We start from the raw sequence: 16340 nt of genomic DNA on the forward strand, positions 1-16340 counted from the left end.
AGGAAATTCGTTACCGCCGCAAATGGCCGTCTGATCGCATTACGCTGCGGCTATGAGCACTACCGTCCATGGATTCACCGATGATGCCCTCGGCACGCTGGATGCCGTCGGAGTGGCCGCGGCGTTGCGCGCGGGAGAGGTCAGCCGGGCGGAGGTGCTCGAGGCCGCCATCGCGCGGACCCGGCGGGTGGACCCGAGTCTGGACGCGGTGCAGGTGGCGTGCTTCGAGCGGGCGGCCTCGGCGCCGGAGACGGCCGGCGTGTTCGCCGGGGTGCCCGCGTTCGTCAAGGACAACACCGATATCGCCGGACTGCCCAGCTGCCACGGGTCGGCCGCCTTCACCCCGCGCCCGGCCACCGTGACCAGCGGTCCCGGCGCGCAGTTCCTGCATTCGGGCGTGGTCGTGCTCGGCAAGTCGACGCTGCCGGAGTTCGGGCTCACCGCCAGTACCGAGTTCACCGGCCGGGCGCCGACCCGCAATCCGTGGAACATCGAGTATTCGGCCGGGGCGTCCTCGGGCGGTTCGGCCGCGCTGGTCGCGGCCGGGGTGGTGCCGATCGCGCACGCCAACGACGGCGGCGGCTCGATCCGGATCCCCGCCGCGGCCAACGGTCTGGTCGGCCTGAAGCCCACTCGCAACCGGCTGCTCGATCAGCCCGGCGCCCGGCAACTGCCCGTGCATCTGGTCGCCGAGGGTGTGGTGACCAGGTCGGTCCGCGACACCGCGCACTATCTGGCCGCGGTCGAGCGGTTCGGCGCGAACCCGAAGCTGGCGCCGATCGGCCTGGTCGAGGGGCCCAGTGCGCGGCGCCTGCGGATCGGACTGATCAGCGAGGACGTGCTCGGTCGCCCGGTGCACCCCGACAATGCCGCCGTGCTCGCCTCGGCGGCGCGGATTCTGGCCGGTCTCGGTCACGAGGTCGTCGAGACGCGGCTCGACGTGGAACCACGGTTCGTCGAGGACTTCAAGCGATACTGGGCGATGATGGCCGCCGCGATGACGCTGTCGTTCCGGTTCGGTCACCGCGACCACTTCGACGCGGGCAAACTCGATCCGTTCACCAGCGGCCTGATCGGGCTGGCCAAGCGCAATCCGCTCGCGGTGGCCGCGTCCACCTGGCGGTTGCGCTCCGGAACCGCCACCTACGACCGGCATTTCCGTGATGTCGACGTGCTGCTCACCCCGGTGCTGTCGCATCCGGCGCCGCGGATCGGCGAGCTGGCGCCGGGGCAGCCCTTCGACGCGCTGTTCACGAAACTGGTCGACTACGTGGGCTTCACGCCGCTCAACAATGTCGGCGGCGGGCCCGCGGTGTCGCTGCCGCACGGTCTGCTCCCGCACGGCCTGCCCGGCTCGATCCAGCTCGCCGCCCGCCGGGGCGACGAGCGGTCGCTGCTCGACCTGGCCTACCAGCTGGAGGCGACCAGTCCGTTCCCGCGCATCGTCGACCGGACGGCGGCCGAGGGCGCGGCCTGATCAGCTCTGCCGCACCGCGACATTGATCGGGCGCAGCCGGCCGGGGCTGGCGGTGCCCGCCTCGAATGCCCAGTGCTCGCCGTGCCAGCCGGGGAATTCGGTGTGCCAGCGGCCGACCAGGCGCGGGTCCTCGAGCGAGTCGATGACACCCGCCGAGCCGGTGTACTGCAACCGCTCGTACTTGTGGCGGGTGATGGTGTCGACCGTGGCGACGGTGGCGAGGGAAGACATGACGATCCTGTCGGGAGGGTGAGAACGGTGACTGACGTGACGAGGCGCGTCCGGTTCGATGGTCCGGATGCCGCGGTGGCGCGTCACCGCTCGCTGCCGAGTATGCCGCGCGACGCGACACTACGCGGGTTCTTTTGAAAATCCTGTTCTTCGGATTAACCGTTACCCGTCATCGCCCGGTGATGATCACCACGACGGGCGCACCCGGCCCGGTGTGACCATCCGGGCGATCGCATTCCTGGTCTGCGCGAATGTCGTCGGACCGAGGGTGTTCGCCCAGTGTGCGGCGAAGGCGGCGGCGGCCGCGTCGGCGGCGCGGGTGCAGGCCCAGCCGCGGTCGGTGAGGGTGATCAGGCGGGCGCGCGCGTCGCGCGGATGCGGGTTGCGGTCGGCGTAGCCCTTGGTGACCAGCTCGTCGACCAGCTGGCTGGCCGCCTGCTTGGTGACGCCCAGGTGCTCGGCGATCTCGCCCACGGTCGCGCCGTCGGGCGCCATCCGGACGAAGGCGAATCCGTGCGCCGGGCGGATGTCGGTGAAGCCCGCGGCGGTGACGCCCGCCTGGATCGCCGCGCTCACCTCGGTCGCCGCGGCCAGCAGTAACAGGGGCAGATCGGATGCCGGTGGCGGGTTCTCGGGCACAGCGGTCATTCTGGCACTTGACACGATGGTCAATATACTTGACTATATGGACAAGTTAATTGACTATTCGAAAGAGGCGCTCATGCCGGTCATCCGTTCCGCCGACGCTCAGGTCCACGAGATCCACAACGCCCGATTCACCTCGTTCATCCGTCCCGGCACCGGCAGTGCCGAACTCTGTGTCTGGCAGACCGAGGTCGCACCCGGCTCGGTGGGCGTCCCCCATCGCATCCTGCGGGAGGAGGTCTTCGTCCTGCTCTCGGGCGAGGTCGAGATCGCCATCGACGGCGAGGTGGCGTCGATGAAGCAGGGGGATGCCGCCGTCGCGCCCGCCGGGTCGATGATCGGTCTCACCAATACGACCGATGAGCCCGCGGTCCTGTTCGTGACGGTTCCCGTCGGCTTCTCCGCGGAACTGCCCGATGGTTCGACTTTCGTCCCGCCCTGGGCATCCTGAACCGTCACAGCGTCTGTTCCAGGCGTTGAACTTGAAAGTTCGGTAACCCGAACAATATAATTCTGGAATGAAGGTTGGGTTTCACCGCACGCCGGGTTCGTCACGGCGCCGGCTGCTCGCGGCGTCTGTGCTCAGTGTCATGGCGTTCTCGCTGACCGCGTGCGGTGGAGTCGCCGCCGACGACGACGGCAAGAAGGTGGTGCTCACCACCTTCACCGTGCTCGCCGACATGGCGCGCAATGTCGCGGGCGAGCATCTGCGGGTCGAGTCGATCACCAAGGTCGGCGCCGAGATCCACGGTTACGAGCCGACACCCGGCGACATCAAGAAGGCGGCCAAGGCCGACCTGATCCTGGACAACGGGCTCAATCTGGAAGCCTGGTTCGCCCAGTTCGTCGCCGATCTGAAGGTGCCGCACGCGGTGGTCAGCGAGGGCGTGACCCCGATGGACATCGGCGAGGACGCCTACCGCGGCAAGCCGAATCCGCACGCGTGGATGTCGCCGGTGAACGCGCAGATCTACGTCGACAACATGGTCCGCGCCTTCGCCGATCTCGACCCCGAGCACGCCGAGGCCTACCGGGTCAACGGCGCCGCCTACAAAGCTCAGCTCGGCGCCGTCCGCGACGATCTGGTCGCCGCCGTGAACACCCTGCCCGCCGACCAGCGGGCCCTGGTGACCTGCGAGGGCGCGTTCTCCTACCTGGCCCGTGACACCGGGCTCACCGAGAAGTACATCTGGCCGGTCAACGCCGAACAGCAGGCGACCCCGCAGCAGATCGGCTCGGCCATCGACTTCGTGCGCCAGCGCGGCGTGCCCGCCGTGTTCTGCGAGTCCACCGTCTCCGACGCGCCGATGCAACGCGTGGTGGAGGCCACCGGCGCGCGCTTCGGTGGCACGCTCTACGTCGACTCGCTCTCGGAGGCCGACGGCCCGGTGCCGACCTACCTCCAGCTGATCCGCCACGACGCGAACACCATCGCCACCGCACTCGCCGGAGCCCCGAAATGACCACCGCGCCTGTCGTCGAGATCCAGGACGTCACCGTCCACTACGGTGACGTGCTCGCCCTCGACAATGTCGAACTGACCCTGAAATCCGGCCGGGTCTGCGGCCTGATCGGGATGAACGGTTCGGGTAAGTCGACGCTGTTCAAGACGATCATGGGCCTGGTCACCCCCGACCGCGGCCGCGTGCTGATCAACGGCAGCGCGCCCGTCGCGGCCCGCAAGGCGGGCAGCCTCGGCTACGTGCCGCAATCCGAGGACGTGGACTGGAGCTTTCCGCTGTCGGTGCGCGATGTCGTGATGACCGGCCGCTACGGGAAGATGGGCTTCACCCGCCGGGCGAGCAGGGCCGATCGCGCCGCCGTCGCCGAGGCGCTGGCCCGCGTGGACCTCACCGAGCTCGCCGATCGCCAGATCGGCCAGCTCTCCGGTGGTCAGAAGAAGCGAGCGTTCGTGGCCCGCGGCATCGCGCAGGAGGCGACGATCCTGCTGCTCGACGAGCCGTTCGCCGGCGTCGACAAGCGCTCGGAGGCCACCATCACCGCGTTGCTGCGCGAACTCGCCGCCGACGGCGCGACGATCCTGGTCTCCACCCACGACCTGCACGCCCTGCCACAACTGGCCGACGAGGCGGTGCTGCTCAACCGCCGGGTGCTCGAGCACGGCGACCCCGATGTGGTGTTGCGACCGGAGAACCTGGCCAAGGCCTTCGGGCTCGACGTGGACGCGTGAGGAAGACCTGATGAGCCTGGAAGAATTCTTCATCGATCCGCTGCGCTACGAGTTCATGGTGCGCGCGCTCGCGACGACCGTCACCGCGGCGGTGGTATGCGCGGTGCTGTCGTGCTGGCTGGTGCTGATCGGCTGGTCGCTGATGGGCGACGCCGTCTCGCACGCGGTGCTGCCCGGGGTGGTGCTGGCCTACATCGTCGGCTGGCCGTTCGCGGTCGGGGCGGTGATCTTCGGTTTCCTCGCGGTCGCGCTGATCGGCGTCGTCCGCGACACCAGCCGGGTGAAGGAGGACGCCGCGATCGGCATCGTGTTCACCACGCTGTTCGCGTTCGGTCTGGTGCTGGTGTCGGTGACGCCGAGCCAGACCGACCTCAACCACATCGTGTTCGGCAATCTGCTCGGGGTCAGCCGGGGCGAGATGATCCAGATCATGATCCTGGCCGCGATCGTGCTGACGGCGCTGGTGCTCAAGCGCCGCGACTTCACCCTCTACGCCTTCGACGCCACCCACGCGCACGCCATCGGGCTCAACCCGCGCGTGCTCGGCACCGCGTTGCTGGCGCTGCTGGCGCTGACCTCGGTGGTGGCGCTGCAGGCCGTCGGCGTGGTGCTGGTGGTGGCCATGCTGATCATCCCGGGCGCGACGGCGTATCTGCTGACCGACCGGTTCTCCCGGATGCTGCTCATCGCGCCGACGGTGTCGGTGGTGTGCGCGGTGACGGGTCTGTACCTGAGCTATCACCTCGACACCGCCGCGGGCGGCATGGTGGTGGTCACCCAGGGGGTGGCCTTCTCGTTCGTCTACCTGTTCGCGCCCCGGCACGGCGTGATCGGCCGCAGGCTGACCGCCGCGCGGGCGCGCGCGAAGGTGGGCGTCGCGAGCTGATTTCGGCGAATCCGCCGCGCGGAACCCGGTCGCGTCGCACCATGTGACCTGGAACGTGTTCCAGTTGCCCAGGGCTACCCGCCGCTGCGGCACGCGGGAAAGGTCGCTCGATGTTCGGACTCGGGATTCTCGATTCCGTCGCCCTCTCGCTGGACGCGCCCGACGGGCGTCCGCGTGAGGTCCGGCGGGCCCAGCAACTGGCGGTGTGGCAGGCCGTCTACTGCACCGGTCTCGCGCTCGTGACCATCCCGGCCACGCAACTGCTGCCCGCCGATTCCCTGCTGCTGCGCTACGAGGGCTTCGCCTACCTTGCCGCGATCGCCACGGTGCTGCTGGCGGTGCTCACGAGCGGGTTCGCCAATCGCAGTCGATACGTGCACGCGCTGGGCTGGTACGGGGCGGCGGTGATCATCGGCGTCGCGTTGTTCGGACTGCTCACCCTGCCCGCCGTGGTGGTGTCGGCCGCGGTGATCACGCTGCTGGACCGGCCCGCCTCCACCGCCTGGTTCGGGGTCTCCGGTACCGCGGAACCGGTCGCGTTCTGTCGTCGGGCGACGCTGCCTGCCTGGGCGGTGCCGGTCGCGCGTCCGGTGGGGCAGCGGTGGAAGGCGCTGCTCGCCGAACGGTGAGCCGGCGAGCTGTCGGGGCCTGCTGGCAGGATGACGGCCATGCAAGCCACTGGGGAGGATGTCCGGGCGATCGTCGCCGCACTGCCGGAGACGGTGGAGCAGTTCGCCTGGGGCATGCCGATTTTCAAGGTCGCGGGCAAGTTGTTCCTGACCCTGCCCGAGGACGAGACCTCGATGGCGGTGCGCTGTCCGATCGTGGACCGCGACGAACTGGTCGTCGCGGAGCCGGACAAGTTCTGGATCGCCGCGCACGAGGCGGGCAACCCATGGGTCCGGGTTCGGCTGGCCGCCCTCGACGATCGCGCGGAACTGACGGCGATCGTCACCGACTCCTGGCGGCTGGCCGCACCGCGGGCCCTGCTCGAGGCCGCGGATCAGTAGCCGACCGGGGTGATGTCGGCCTCGATGGTCGCGATGGCGTCGTCGGGGATGACGAAGGTCTCGACGATCTCGACGGTGGTCAGGCGCACGCCCGCGATGCCGGTGTCGAGCAGATAGCGGGTGGTCACCGTGTCGCCCGCTTCGGACATGCTGAGCTCGCGCACCCCCTGGATCACCCGGTACTGCGGCCCGTTCTCCAGGTCCGCGCTCAGCTGCGGGCCCGAATAGCCGGTCTGGAAGCCGACCTCGACCCGGGTGGCGTCGGGGGTGAACGGCACCGCGCTCGCGTCGTGGGAGACCAGCGCGTCGATGTAGGCGCGAGCGATGGCCTGGCGCGGGGTGTCGGCCGGATTCGGTTCCGCCACAGCGGTTGCCGTGCCGAGCGCCAGGAACGTGGCGGCTATTGCTGAAACATGGGTGATTCGCATGCAGCGATGCTGGTCGTCGGGGCGGGAGAGCGCAAGCGGTAGTCTCAGAACTCCTATGGCACTCAGCGCAACCCTGCATCATTTCGCCGTCCAGCTCGCCGACGTCGACCGCGGCGTCTACGAGGACCTCGAGCTGCGGGTCGCCCGTCATCCCTCGGAAACCCTCGAGTACATGCTCACCCGCATCCTCGCCTACTGCCTGCAGTACGAGGAGGGCATCGTCTTCAGTGAGGGCGGCATCTCGGCCACCGACGAACCCGCCGTGCAGGTCCGCGATCTCACCGGCCGGGTCACCGCCTGGATCGAGGTCGGCGCGCCCGACGCCGACCGGGTGCATCGCGGCAGCAAGCTGGCCGGTCGCGCGGCGGTCTACACCCATCGCGATCCGGCGAAGGTGCTGGCGCAGTACGCGGGCAAGAAGATCCACCGTGCCGAGGACATCCCGCTCTACGGCATCGACCGCGCGTTCATCGACGCCGCCGTGCCGCTCATCGATCGCCGCAACACCGTCGGCCTCTCGGTCACCGAGGGTGTGCTCTACCTGGATCTCAACGGGACCAGCCTGCGCGGCGACATCAGCGAGCACCGGCTCGGCCAGGTCTGACCCGCGATCGGACCCGGTGACCTATCCTCGGTTCGGACAATTGACCAGGAGGTTGCCGGTGCCCAGTGTCATGAGCAGGATCGTGGTCCCCGCCTTCCTGCGGATCACCCGGCGCAATCGCCACTACATCGACGCCGCGGCCGCGCGCGAACACGTCCGCAAGCGGAGCGCGGCGCCGCTGGACTACGCCCCACCCAAGCGCCTGCGCGGGGTCGAGGTGTCGATGGTCGAGGATCGCGGCTGGCCGGTCTACACGCTCACCCCGGCCGAAGGGCGCTCGCGCGGCGGCCTGGTCTACGCGCACGGTGGAGGTTGGGTCGGCGAGATCGCGCCGCAGCACTGGCAGCTCGCGGCACGGCTGGCCGCACAGCTGCGGCTGAGCGTCACGGTGCCGATCTACCCGCTGATTCCGTCCGGCACCGCGGCGCAGGTGATTCCGCGCTTCGCCGAGATCGTTGCCGCGAGCGTGCGGCAGCACGGCACCACCTTCCTGGCCGGGGACTCCGCGGGCGGTCAGATCGCCCTGTCGACGGCCCTGCACCTGCGCGACACCCGCTCGATCACGCTGCCACGGACCGTCCTGATCTCCCCCGCGCTGGACCTCACGCTGGAGAATCCGCAGATCACCGAGGTGCTGCCGCGCGATCCGTGGCTGGGCCGCGACGGCGGCCTGGTCTTCGGTGAACTGTGGAGCGGCGAGCTGCCGATGAAGGATCCGATGGTCAGCCCGCTGTTCGGCGACCACACCGGTCTCGGCCCGCTCACCGTGTTCAGCGGCACCTGCGACATCCTCAACCCCGACACCCGGCTGCTGGTGGACAAGGCCCGCGCGGTCGGCGTCGAGGTCGATTACCACGAGGTCGACGGCCTGGTTCACGTCTATCCGCTGACCCCCACCCCCGAGGGCGCCGCCGCGCGTCGCACCATCGTCGAGACGCTGCGCGCCCACCTCTAACGCTGGGACAGGTGCAGGTTGAGCAGGATGGTGAGCTGGGTGACCGCCTGATCGAACGGGTGCGGGGACTTGAGCGCGCGGCTGTGCACGATCGTGCCCTCGATGGTGGTGAGCAGGAAGCCGGCCAGCGACACGGCGGTGGCGCGCTCGATGCCGGTCGCGACGATGCCGTCGGCCAGGCGCGCGGTCCATTCGGCGAAGGCCTGGCCCGCGATCGACTGGACCGCCGGGTCGAGTTCGTCCAGCGCGGCGGCCATCATGAACGAGCCCGCGCTGTAGTCGGACTTCTCCAGCGGAACGCGCCAGAAGGCGAGCAGATCGGTCAGCCACTGCTGGACCGAAGGGGCCGTCTGCAGCGCGTCGGCCATGGTGCTCACGTGCGAGTAGACCAGGCGCGAGACGATCCGGCCCGCGGTCTGCACCAATTCGCCCTTGCCGGAAGGGAAGTGCTGATACAGCGAGTTGCGTGAGGTGTTGCTGCGTTTGAGCAGTTCACTCAGCGCGGCGGCGTGCACGCCGTGCTGCTGGACGGTGCTGATGGTGTGTTCGATCAGTCGGGCGCGTGGTCCGGCTGCCATCCGATCTCCTCTCAACCCTTGATTGAACCGATCGGTCCATGTTAGACCTATTCCAGCGTGAACCGATCGGTTCATATGGAGAGGATGCCATGCCCACCCCCATCGCCACCGCAGTTCCGGTCACCCATACGGGAATTCTCGGCCTCGGCGTGTATCGCCCGCGCCGGGTCGTGCCCAACGCCGAGATCGTCGAGGCCATCGATTCCTCCGACGAGTGGATCAAGACCCGCTCCGGGATCGCCGCCCGGCACTGGGCCGAGCCCGACGAGACCATCGTCGGGATGAGCGTCGCGGCCGCCCGCGACGCGCTGACGGCGGCCGGAGTGGCGGCCGAGGAGATCGACGTCGTCGTGCTCGCGACGTCGTCGCAGATGGTGCTCGGCCCGTCGGCGGGCGCCGTCGTCGCCACCGAACTCGGCATGGACGACACCGCTGCCTACGACATCTCCGCCGGCTGCGCGGGCTTCTGCTATGCCCTCGGCGACGCCGCGAACCTGGTGCGCTCCGGTCAGGCTCGCAAGGTCCTGGTCATCGGCGTGGAGCGCCTGTCCGATCTGCTCGACACCTCCGACCGCAGCTGCGCGTTCATCTTCGCCGACGGCGCGGGCGCGGTGGTCGTCGGCGCGGCCGAGCAGGAGGGGATCGGCCCGGTCGCGTGGGGCTCGGACGGCAGCCGGACCTCGGCGATCAAGCAGGACAAGGACTTCCTCGAGTACTTCGCCGAGGTCGCCGAAGCGGAGGCGAACGGCGGCACCTCGGTGCGCCCGTACATCCGGATGAACGGGACCGAGGTGTTCCGCTGGGCCGTGACGTTCCTGGAGAAGGCGTGTCGGGCCGCGCTCGACAACGCCGGCGTGGCGGCGGCCGACCTCGACGCGTTCGTCCCGCACCAGGCCAACATCCGGATCACCGACGCGCTCGTGCGCACTCTCGGACTGCCCGAATCGGTGGCCGTCGCGCGCGACATCGTCGAGACCGGCAACACCAGCGCCGCCTCCATCCCGATGGCGATGGAACAGCTGCTGCGTTCCGGTGGCGCGAAGCCGGGCGATACCGCGCTGCTGCTGGGCTTCGGCGCGGGACTGGCCTACGCGGGTCAGGTCGTGCACCTGCCGCCCCTCGCCTGAGCGGTGCTCAATCCACCAGCGCGCGCAGGTATCGGCGACGGTAAAAGCGCTGGGCCAGTAGCAGTATCGGGAACACCGCGCGCCAGTAGCCCGCCTGCGCGGGTCTGGTCAGCGACCGCAGCGTGAGGACCACGGTGCCGTCGGGACGCCGGTGCACCACGAAGGCCTCCTCGCCGGTCACCGGGTGGCCGGGCAGGGTGCCGTAGGCGAATCCGCACCGGTCGCCGGTGTCGACGACCGCCACCACCCGCACCGGCTCGTGCACGCGGAGCGGGCCGATGCCCGCGGTGATCCGGTAGTCGGCGCCCGTCGCCACGGGAGTGTCGGGCGCCACGCGAAAGCCGCTGCGGCGCTTGACGCCCCAGCGCAGGATGGTTTCGGTCGCGGCGGTCCAGACACGATCGCCGTGCCCGATCACCACCGATGTCTCGAACCGGCGGAACCCGGGGAGTTCCGCCGTCCAGGAGTGCTCGGCGGGGCAGGTCGCCCCCGCCGGGTGATAGGTGAGTGCCTCGGGCATAGGGTCGACGATAAGCCTCGGCGCCCGCCGCTGTGGGGTGGTCAGGCGGTCGGCTGCGGGGTGCGTCCGGCTCGCTTCTCGGTGACGGGGATCGCGTAGGCGGCGCCGTCGCGAATGCCGAATTCGAACCGGCACGGGAACAGTGAGGGTAGGCCGGTGGAGCGTAGGTCGTAGTTCGCCGCCAGGGTCTGCATCGCCCAGTTCTGCAGCGAATCCGGCAGCCGCAGGGTGGTGCCGTCGACGCAGGAAACATAGGCGTGTGTCCGCTCGCCGTCGACGGGAAGCGGGTTGCGCAGACCGACCGCGCCGATTTCCAGAATTCGTCCGGCGTTATGGGCAGAAGCGACGCTCGGCAAATCCAACTCGATGTCGTCCATGCCGGAAACGGTAACTCGGCAACTATTCAGGGAACACGGAAATCGAGTGCCCTTGACCGAACTTCGCAAAGTCACTCCGATCCGCCGGACGGGCAGTCCGCCCGGCGGATCGCGGGCGCGCTAGCGCAGGGCGACGGCCGGGAAGTCGACCGGCACGCGCAGCGCCACGTTCACGTAGTTGGTGAACAGATTCAGTGCCACGTGCGCGATGAGTTCGACGATGTCGGCATCGGTCCAGCCCAGTGCGCGCGCTCGGTCGAGCTGCTCGTCGTGGACGGCTCCGCGCTGCTCGACCAGCGCCAGTGCGAGGCCGAGCAGTGCCGCGGTCTTGGGGTCGTCGGCCTCGCCGACCTGTGCCGAGGCCAGCGCCGCGGTGGACAGCCCGGCCTTGCGGCCGAGGCCGGTGTGCGCGGCCAGGCAGTATTCGCAACTATTGCGATTGGCCACGGCTACCGCGATCTGTTCGGACAGTGCCGGGCCGAAGGTGCCGTCGCCGAGTGCCTGGAACGATCCCCACATACTGCGCAGCGCCGCGGGCGAATTCGCCACCGCCCGGAACATGGCCGGGGTGGTCCCGAAGGCGCCGTCGATCTGATCGAGCAGCTCGCGCGTGCCGCCCGTGGTGTCGGTCCGGGCGATGAGCGAGACATGCGACATGGTGATTCCTCCGTGGTGCAGGGGTGCCGCCGGGCCGATCGGCTCCGGCGGATGCCGTGGCATGACTCCAGCTTCGTCGGCGATACGGGCTGAATAGATACGAAAAGTCCGCGATGATTACCGGATCGTCTAACTTTGAGGGATGTCTTCGGTCGATCGCCTGTCACCTCTGCTCGAACAGTTCCGGGTGCGGGCGCACGTGCTGCACACCGGACCGCTGTGCGGCGTCACGCGATTCGGTGCCGAGCAGGGGCGCGGGTTCCTGCACCTGATCCGCGCCGGCGCGCTGACGGTCGAGCATCGCGATCCGCTCGGTGCGCCGCAGCGGCTGGCGGTGGCCGAGCCGAGCGTGCTGTTCTACCCCCGGCCGCTGGCGCACATCTTCCATACCGATGCCCACGGCGATAATGATTTCGCCTGTGCCACAGTCGATTTCGATGGCGGGTCGAACCATCCCCTGGCCCGGGCGCTGCCCGCGGTGGTGGTCGTTCCGCTCGCGCGGGTCGACGGGCTCGATCAGGCGCTGGAGTTGCTGTTCGGCGAGATCGACCGGCATCGGTGCGGACATCGGGTGCTCGCGGATCGCCTCTTCGAAGTGGTGCTCCTGCAACTGCTGCGCTGGCTGCTCGACCACCCGGACGACATCGCGATGCCGCCCGGCCTGCTCACCGGGATCGCCGATCCCCAGCTCGCCCCCACCTTGCTCGCGATGCACGAAGCGCCGGGCGACAACTGGACGCTGGCGAGCATGGCCCGGCACGCCGCCATGTCGCGCAGTGCCTTCGCCGCCCGCTTCCGGGCCGTCCTCGGGCAGACGCCGCTGGACTATCTGACCGCGTGGCGGCTCACGCTCGCCCAGCTGCGTCTGCAGACCGGGCACTCGGTGAAAGCCGTCGCCGCCGAGCTCGGCTACGCCAACAGCTCGGCCCTGTCGCGGGTGTTCACCCAGCGGGTCGGCAGGTCGCCGACGGCTTGGCTGGCCGAGCTGGGTGACTGACTACTGGATCGCGAAGCGCAGCAGGGCCTGGCGGTCGCCCTGCTTGATCTTGCCCTTGCGGTCGAGTACTTCCAGCTGCCAGACCGGGCCGTTGCGGAACGCCCTGGCGATCGCGTTGGCGTTCTCCTGGCCGAGCAGGGAGGGCCAGATGTCGGCGACCGGCTGGCTGTCGGCGCCGGTGGCGTCGTAGATCTTGAACGAGACGTTGTTGGCCTTCTCGAACGAGGACCCCTTCTTGAAGGCGGCGGCGACGAACACGATCGCGTCGATGCCGGGCGGGACATCGGCGAAGGTCACGTGCACGGTCTCGTCGTCGCCCGCGGCCGCACCGGTCTGTTCGTCACCGGTGTGCACCACCGCGCCGTTGCCCAGTGGGTTCAGGGAATCCAATCCGGCGAACCGGACCGGCTCCCCACCCTGCAACAGGACCGCGATCAGATCCAGGTCGACACCGCGCTTGCGCCGCGCGATCCCGAGCAGCCCGCCGCTGGATCCGGCCGACGGGTCCCAGCTCACCCCCACGCTCATCTTGGTGATGCCGGCGAGGTCGGCCGCGCCGTCTTCCTTCTTCAGCGTAATCACGATTCCAGGCTACGGACTGGTGGAGCGGGCTGCAGGGCAACAGAATTCACACCGACCGGTGCGCGGCTGTTTCGGGCTCCGGCTGCCGGTCCACCGCGCGTCCCGCCGCCCGTAGCGCCACGTTGGTGACGACGACGGCGACCGTGCCCGCCGCCGCGGTGGCGTACATGCCCGCGCCGGCGAGCGCGCCCACCGCCGCCGCGCACCACAGCGTGGCCGCGGTGTTCAAGCCGCGGATATTGACGCCGTCGCGCAGGATCACCCCGGCCCCGAGAAACCCGATGCCGGAGACGATCTGCGCCGCCACCCGCGTCGGATCGGCATCGGCGCCGTGAAAACCGTTGGCGGACAGGAGAACGAACAACGCGGACCCGGCGGCGACGAGCGCATTGGTCCGCAGCCCGGCCATCCGGGCACGATACTGACGCTCGATCCCGATCAGCGCACCGAGACCGATCCCCGCGCCGAGGCGGAGCAGCATTTCCAGAGTCGACATGACGACCACACCTTCCGGCGTGCGGCGGTGTCGCTCAGCGCGCGGACGCGGCGGCGATCACCGTGTGAACGAGGGACAGCACAGCTCTATGACTTCCGTCGGGCACGACAACCACCTCCTCACGCGACCTCCCGGCCGCTGCCACTTCCTCGTAAGACCTTCGGCACTCGACGGCGTGAACCCGCGCACCGCTCGGTGCCGGGAGCCAATCGGGGCAACCCCTTAAGCCGGGGAAACCTGTCCTGACCCGGGGCGTCTCTCGACGTTCGGGGTCGCTGGCCTGTATCCGTGAAGGAGCCTCAGCGAACGACGGCACCTTGCGCCCACCAGTAAACCCCCGGCTACCGATTCCCGCAACCCAGTTTGTGTATTTCCCGAGTTACGTTGATTACCAATATGTTTCGCAATCTACAATCGATGCGGGCAGCCTTCGCTTTCCTCGCCGGGTTCAGACGATTTTCGAGGGGTGAGATGGGCACACGCGAGTGGATTGCCGAGAAGGTGGAGGAGTCCAGGGAAGCCACCTACAAGGTGCACCTGCGGGGCGAGCAGGTGCTGGTCGTCGAGCGGACACACGGTCTCTCGCCCGCCACCGTGTTGTGCCTGGAGCGCTCGCCCGCCGACTTCACCGCCGCGGATCTGGATGCGATCTGTACGCAGGTCCCGGAAGTCGACTTCGTGGTGGGAACGCGGTCGAGTCCGATCGCGCATCAGACCTACCACCGTGCCGACATGCTCGGCATCGGGATCGGATCTCTCGGCGACCTGTTGTTCGCGCTGCGTCACGAGGATGTGGCGAGCGCGCGGACGAAGGAACGTGTCTTCGTCGAGAACGGGTTCGCCGGCCATACGGGCGTGGAGAGTTTCGGCCGGATCGCGAAGCGGGCGTACGAGATCGTGCTCCGAGCCGCGGACGCCCGGACCAGGCGGGTCGTGATCACGAAGGAACCCGAACTGTCCGCCGAGGAGGTGAGCGGACTCGTGGCCGAACACCGCACGCTCGCCCTCGACTCCATCGCGTCGAGCAACCCCGCGACCAGGGGGTTCGGCCCCGACGCCCGCGACACGGCCTGCTCGGCGGGTGTCGCGTTGTTCACCTGGAAATCCTTCCTCGCCGACCTCGCCAGGGAGGCCGGCGTGCCGGGCGGGACACCACGCCCGCAGACCGAGTCACGGTGAGGAAGGGACGCGGTCAGCGCAGGGACTCCGGGCGGGTGATGAGGAGGGGTCGGGTGGTGCCGTGGAGGACGGCCTGGGCGACCGAGCCGAGGGTGGTGCGGGCGGCACCACCGCGGCCGTGGCTGCCGACGACGATCAGCTGGGCGCCCGCGGCGGCGGTGAGGATGGCTCTGGCCGGGCGGTCCTCGACGACGATGCGCTCGACGCGCACGTCGGGGTACTTCTCGCGATAGCCCGCCAGGCTCGCCGAGAGCTCGGCCTCGGCCTCGGCGCGCATCGTCGCCCGCGAGTCGTAGCGGAAGAACTCCGACCAGGCGTGCACCGCGATCACCCGGACATCGCGTCGGCTCGCCTCGTCGAAGCCCTGCGCGATCGCGTCCGCGTCGGCGCCGGAACCGGCCACGCCCACCACCACCGCGCCGCCGGCGACCGGCGCTTCCGGCACCACGGCCACCGGGCAGGACGCGTGCCGGGCGATGGCGGTGCTGACCGAGCCGAGCAGGGTGCGCCGCAGGGCGCCGAGTCCCCGGCTGCCGACCACCACCAGCCGGGCCCGCTCGCTGCGGTCCCGCAGCACCGCGCGCGCGTCACCGACCTCGACGAAGGTGTTCACGACGAGCTGATCGGCGGCGACGAGCGCCGCCGCCTCCGCGACCACGGATTCGCCGTGAGCGTAGAGCGCCGCACCGTCGAAGAGCGGACCGCTGAGGCCGGGCCCGTACTCGATCGGGACCTCGACGGCGTAGCCGATCACCAGCGGCGCTCGATGGTGGGCGGCGTACGCCGCGGCCCAGCGCACCGCGAACAGCGACTGTGCCGAACCATCGACACCGACGACGACCGGGCGGCAAGAGTGTTCGGAAAGGGACATGACGGCCTCTCTGTCCCGTTCACCCTGCGTTCCGGGCTTCGCGCCGGAACAGGGCCGCAGGACCTGAGCGCCAGGGACTTCGGTCCCTTCAGCCCAGCGGCGCCGACCAGCGTAGGAGGGTGCCGCCCTCGGGCCGTGTGATCGCGGCGAAGGCACCGCCCGCGCCCGCGGCCGCGGCCCTGGCAGCCGGATCGGCCGGCCCGCTGCGCCGGATCACCTCGGGGGGCGACGCCGATGCCGTCGTCGGTCACCTCGTCGCACACCACGAGTTCCGCCGCGACCGTGCGCGCCTTCGCGTGCCGCACGACGTTGCTCACCGCGGTACCCCAGCCCGCGCGCGATCCGGTCGCGGTCGGCAGCACGGTGGTCAGGACGCCGGTGACCGGTCCGTTCGCGCGCAGCGGCAGGGTGAGCACGGGCCCGAGGTCCGCGATCGAGACGAAGTCCGGCTCGTGGTCGGGGGGATCGGAGACTCGCGTCCCGATCCGGTGACGTCTCCGCCGCCCACGCGCGCGACGGCGCACAATAT

At 69.6% G+C, this 16340-nt stretch carries 22 protein-coding genes, 1 pseudogene and 1 riboswitch; of the genes and pseudogenes, 13 read left to right on the forward strand and 10 right to left on the reverse strand.

Features of this window, described 5'->3' with window-relative positions:
- The first annotated feature begins 52 nt into the window (after positions 1-52).
- The gene (locus Q7X29_RS08855; RefSeq protein ID WP_316573770.1) at positions 53-1477 is read left to right on the forward strand and encodes an amidase; all 1425 of its coding nucleotides are present in this window, start codon (positions 53-55) and stop codon (positions 1475-1477) included.
- Here the strand turns inward: Q7X29_RS08855 and Q7X29_RS08860 are convergent, their stop codons facing one another.
- Both Q7X29_RS08860 and Q7X29_RS08865 read right to left on the reverse strand, forming a co-directional pair.
- Positions 1478-1708 carry a hypothetical protein gene (locus Q7X29_RS08860; RefSeq protein WP_218717980.1) on the reverse strand — a complete coding sequence of 77 codons (231 nt, stop codon included), beginning with the start codon at positions 1706-1708 and terminating at the stop codon, positions 1478-1480.
- Between the two features lie 186 nt (positions 1709-1894).
- Positions 1895-2356 (reverse strand): MarR family winged helix-turn-helix transcriptional regulator, encoded by a 462-nt coding sequence (locus Q7X29_RS08865; protein ID WP_218717979.1) that lies wholly within the window; start codon positions 2354-2356, stop codon positions 1895-1897.
- A 37-nt stretch (positions 2357-2393) separates the two neighbouring features.
- On the opposite strand from Q7X29_RS08865, the gene Q7X29_RS08870 reads away from it, so the two are divergent.
- From Q7X29_RS08870 to Q7X29_RS08895, 6 genes are all read left to right on the forward strand, one after another.
- The gene (locus Q7X29_RS08870; protein WP_316573771.1) at positions 2394-2804 is read left to right on the forward strand and encodes a cupin domain-containing protein; all 411 of its coding nucleotides are present in this window, start codon (positions 2394-2396) and stop codon (positions 2802-2804) included.
- Between the two features lie 67 nt (positions 2805-2871).
- Positions 2872-3816, forward strand: a complete 945-nt coding sequence (locus tag Q7X29_RS08875; protein ID WP_394358670.1) for a metal ABC transporter substrate-binding protein — start codon at positions 2872-2874, stop codon at positions 3814-3816.
- Positions 3813-4544 (forward strand): metal ABC transporter ATP-binding protein, encoded by a 732-nt coding sequence (locus Q7X29_RS08880; RefSeq protein WP_218717977.1) that lies wholly within the window; start codon positions 3813-3815, stop codon positions 4542-4544. The genes Q7X29_RS08875 and Q7X29_RS08880 overlap by 4 nt, the downstream gene beginning before the upstream one ends.
- 10 nt (positions 4545-4554) lie before the next feature.
- Complete coding sequence (locus tag Q7X29_RS08885; protein WP_218717976.1) at positions 4555-5430, forward strand: metal ABC transporter permease; 876 nt, start codon at positions 4555-4557, stop codon at positions 5428-5430.
- Positions 5431-5540: 110 nt separating this feature from the next.
- Positions 5541-6059 (forward strand): hypothetical protein, encoded by a 519-nt coding sequence (locus tag Q7X29_RS08890; RefSeq protein WP_316573772.1) that lies wholly within the window; start codon positions 5541-5543, stop codon positions 6057-6059.
- A 39-nt stretch (positions 6060-6098) separates the two neighbouring features.
- A complete protein-coding gene (locus Q7X29_RS08895) occupies positions 6099-6440 on the forward strand; it encodes an MmcQ/YjbR family DNA-binding protein (RefSeq protein ID WP_218717974.1) in 342 nt (113 codons plus the stop codon).
- Here Q7X29_RS08895 and Q7X29_RS08900 read toward each other — a convergent pair.
- On the reverse strand, positions 6434-6805 hold the full coding sequence (locus tag Q7X29_RS08900; RefSeq protein ID WP_316573773.1) for a hypothetical protein: 372 nt from the start codon (positions 6803-6805) through the stop codon (positions 6434-6436). The two genes, Q7X29_RS08895 and Q7X29_RS08900, sit on opposite strands and share 7 nt — an antisense overlap.
- Positions 6806-6923: 118 nt before the next feature.
- On the opposite strand from Q7X29_RS08900, the gene Q7X29_RS08905 reads away from it, so the two are divergent.
- Positions 6924-7472, forward strand: coding sequence for a YaeQ family protein (locus tag Q7X29_RS08905; protein WP_218717972.1), 549 nt, complete (start codon positions 6924-6926; stop codon positions 7470-7472).
- A 58-nt stretch (positions 7473-7530) separates the two neighbouring features.
- Positions 7531-8427, forward strand: a complete 897-nt coding sequence (locus Q7X29_RS08910) for an alpha/beta hydrolase (protein WP_316573774.1) — start codon at positions 7531-7533, stop codon at positions 8425-8427.
- Here the strand turns inward: Q7X29_RS08910 and Q7X29_RS08915 are convergent.
- On the reverse strand, positions 8424-9005 hold the full coding sequence (locus Q7X29_RS08915; protein WP_218717970.1) for a TetR/AcrR family transcriptional regulator: 582 nt from the start codon (positions 9003-9005) through the stop codon (positions 8424-8426). The two genes, Q7X29_RS08910 and Q7X29_RS08915, sit on opposite strands and share 4 nt — an antisense overlap.
- 89 nt (positions 9006-9094) lie before the next feature.
- Here Q7X29_RS08915 and Q7X29_RS08920 point away from each other — a divergent pair, with 89 nt between their 5' ends.
- Positions 9095-10132 (forward strand): beta-ketoacyl-ACP synthase 3, encoded by a 1038-nt coding sequence (locus Q7X29_RS08920; RefSeq protein WP_218717969.1) that lies wholly within the window; start codon positions 9095-9097, stop codon positions 10130-10132.
- Positions 10133-10139: 7 nt separating this feature from the next.
- Here the strand turns inward: Q7X29_RS08920 and Q7X29_RS08925 are convergent, their stop codons facing one another.
- The 3 genes from Q7X29_RS08925 to Q7X29_RS08935 form a co-directional block, all read right to left on the reverse strand.
- Positions 10140-10652 (reverse strand): DUF1990 family protein, encoded by a 513-nt coding sequence (locus Q7X29_RS08925; RefSeq protein ID WP_218717968.1) that lies wholly within the window; start codon positions 10650-10652, stop codon positions 10140-10142.
- 41 nt (positions 10653-10693) lie between these two features.
- Entirely contained in the window at positions 10694-11029 is a 336-nt protein-coding gene (locus tag Q7X29_RS08930) for a hypothetical protein (protein WP_316573775.1), read from the reverse strand.
- A gap of 120 nt (positions 11030-11149) precedes the next feature.
- On the reverse strand, positions 11150-11749 hold the full coding sequence (locus Q7X29_RS08935) for a carboxymuconolactone decarboxylase family protein (protein WP_316573776.1): 600 nt from the start codon (positions 11747-11749) through the stop codon (positions 11150-11152).
- Positions 11750-11828: 79 nt separating this feature from the next.
- Here Q7X29_RS08935 and Q7X29_RS08940 point away from each other — a divergent pair, with 79 nt between their 5' ends.
- Positions 11829-12683 (forward strand): AraC family transcriptional regulator, encoded by an 855-nt coding sequence (locus Q7X29_RS08940; protein WP_218717966.1) that lies wholly within the window; start codon positions 11829-11831, stop codon positions 12681-12683.
- Here Q7X29_RS08940 and Q7X29_RS08945 read toward each other — a convergent pair whose 3' ends face one another.
- The gene (locus Q7X29_RS08945; RefSeq protein WP_218717965.1) at positions 12684-13265 is read right to left on the reverse strand and encodes a TerD family protein; all 582 of its coding nucleotides are present in this window, start codon (positions 13263-13265) and stop codon (positions 12684-12686) included.
- 76 nt (positions 13266-13341) lie between these two features.
- Positions 13342-13761 (reverse strand): annotated as a pseudogene (locus Q7X29_RS08950) (MgtC/SapB family protein); the annotation flags it as partial.
- A 136-nt stretch (positions 13762-13897) separates the two neighbouring features.
- Positions 13898-14079, reverse strand: a riboswitch (M-box (ykoK) riboswitch).
- Between the two features lie 153 nt (positions 14080-14232).
- Between Q7X29_RS08950 and Q7X29_RS08955 the strand changes: the two are divergent.
- Positions 14233-14940, forward strand: a complete 708-nt coding sequence (locus Q7X29_RS08955; protein WP_316573777.1) for a hypothetical protein — start codon at positions 14233-14235, stop codon at positions 14938-14940.
- Between the two features lie 13 nt (positions 14941-14953).
- On the opposite strand, the gene Q7X29_RS08960 is transcribed toward Q7X29_RS08955, so the two are convergent.
- Positions 14954-15811, reverse strand: a complete 858-nt coding sequence (locus tag Q7X29_RS08960) for a universal stress protein (protein WP_316573778.1) — start codon at positions 15809-15811, stop codon at positions 14954-14956.
- 234 nt (positions 15812-16045) lie between these two features.
- Here Q7X29_RS08960 and Q7X29_RS08965 point away from each other — a divergent pair, with 234 nt between their 5' ends.
- Positions 16046-16303, forward strand: coding sequence for a hypothetical protein (locus Q7X29_RS08965; protein ID WP_316573779.1), 258 nt, complete (start codon positions 16046-16048; stop codon positions 16301-16303).
- Positions 16304-16340: the final 37 nt, after the last annotated feature.

This window comes from Nocardia canadensis, assembly GCF_032656385.1.
Lineage (GTDB): Bacteria > Actinomycetota > Actinomycetes > Mycobacteriales > Mycobacteriaceae > Nocardia > Nocardia canadensis.

Coding starts and splice junctions, on each gene's coding strand:
- Q7X29_RS08935 (WP_316573776.1), bottom strand. CDS start 11,749: ATGCCACGGCATCCGCCGGAGCCGATCGGCCCGGCGGCACCCCTGCAC.
- Q7X29_RS08895 (WP_218717974.1), top strand. CDS start 6,099: ATGCAAGCCACTGGGGAGGATGTCCGGGCGATCGTCGCCGCACTGCCG.
- Q7X29_RS08915 (WP_218717970.1), bottom strand. CDS start 9,005: ATGGCAGCCGGACCACGCGCCCGACTGATCGAACACACCATCAGCACC.
- Q7X29_RS08965 (WP_316573779.1), top strand. CDS start 16,046: ATGCCGTCGTCGGTCACCTCGTCGCACACCACGAGTTCCGCCGCGACC.
- Q7X29_RS08930 (WP_316573775.1), bottom strand. CDS start 11,029: ATGGACGACATCGAGTTGGATTTGCCGAGCGTCGCTTCTGCCCATAAC.
- Q7X29_RS08920 (WP_218717969.1), top strand. CDS start 9,095: ATGCCCACCCCCATCGCCACCGCAGTTCCGGTCACCCATACGGGAATT.
- Q7X29_RS08860 (WP_218717980.1), bottom strand. CDS start 1,708: ATGTCTTCCCTCGCCACCGTCGCCACGGTCGACACCATCACCCGCCAC.
- Q7X29_RS08940 (WP_218717966.1), top strand. CDS start 11,829: ATGTCTTCGGTCGATCGCCTGTCACCTCTGCTCGAACAGTTCCGGGTG.
- Q7X29_RS08960 (WP_316573778.1), bottom strand. CDS start 15,811: ATGTCCCTTTCCGAACACTCTTGCCGCCCGGTCGTCGTCGGTGTCGAT.
- Q7X29_RS08885 (WP_218717976.1), top strand. CDS start 4,555: ATGAGCCTGGAAGAATTCTTCATCGATCCGCTGCGCTACGAGTTCATG.
- Q7X29_RS08855 (WP_316573770.1), top strand. CDS start 53: ATGAGCACTACCGTCCATGGATTCACCGATGATGCCCTCGGCACGCTG.
- Q7X29_RS08890 (WP_316573772.1), top strand. CDS start 5,541: ATGTTCGGACTCGGGATTCTCGATTCCGTCGCCCTCTCGCTGGACGCG.
- Q7X29_RS08955 (WP_316573777.1), top strand. CDS start 14,233: ATGGGCACACGCGAGTGGATTGCCGAGAAGGTGGAGGAGTCCAGGGAA.
- Q7X29_RS08870 (WP_316573771.1), top strand. CDS start 2,394: ATGGACAAGTTAATTGACTATTCGAAAGAGGCGCTCATGCCGGTCATC.
- Q7X29_RS08880 (WP_218717977.1), top strand. CDS start 3,813: ATGACCACCGCGCCTGTCGTCGAGATCCAGGACGTCACCGTCCACTAC.
- Q7X29_RS08865 (WP_218717979.1), bottom strand. CDS start 2,356: ATGACCGCTGTGCCCGAGAACCCGCCACCGGCATCCGATCTGCCCCTG.
- Q7X29_RS08875 (WP_394358670.1), top strand. CDS start 2,872: ATGAAGGTTGGGTTTCACCGCACGCCGGGTTCGTCACGGCGCCGGCTG.
- Q7X29_RS08905 (WP_218717972.1), top strand. CDS start 6,924: ATGGCACTCAGCGCAACCCTGCATCATTTCGCCGTCCAGCTCGCCGAC.
- Q7X29_RS08925 (WP_218717968.1), bottom strand. CDS start 10,652: ATGCCCGAGGCACTCACCTATCACCCGGCGGGGGCGACCTGCCCCGCC.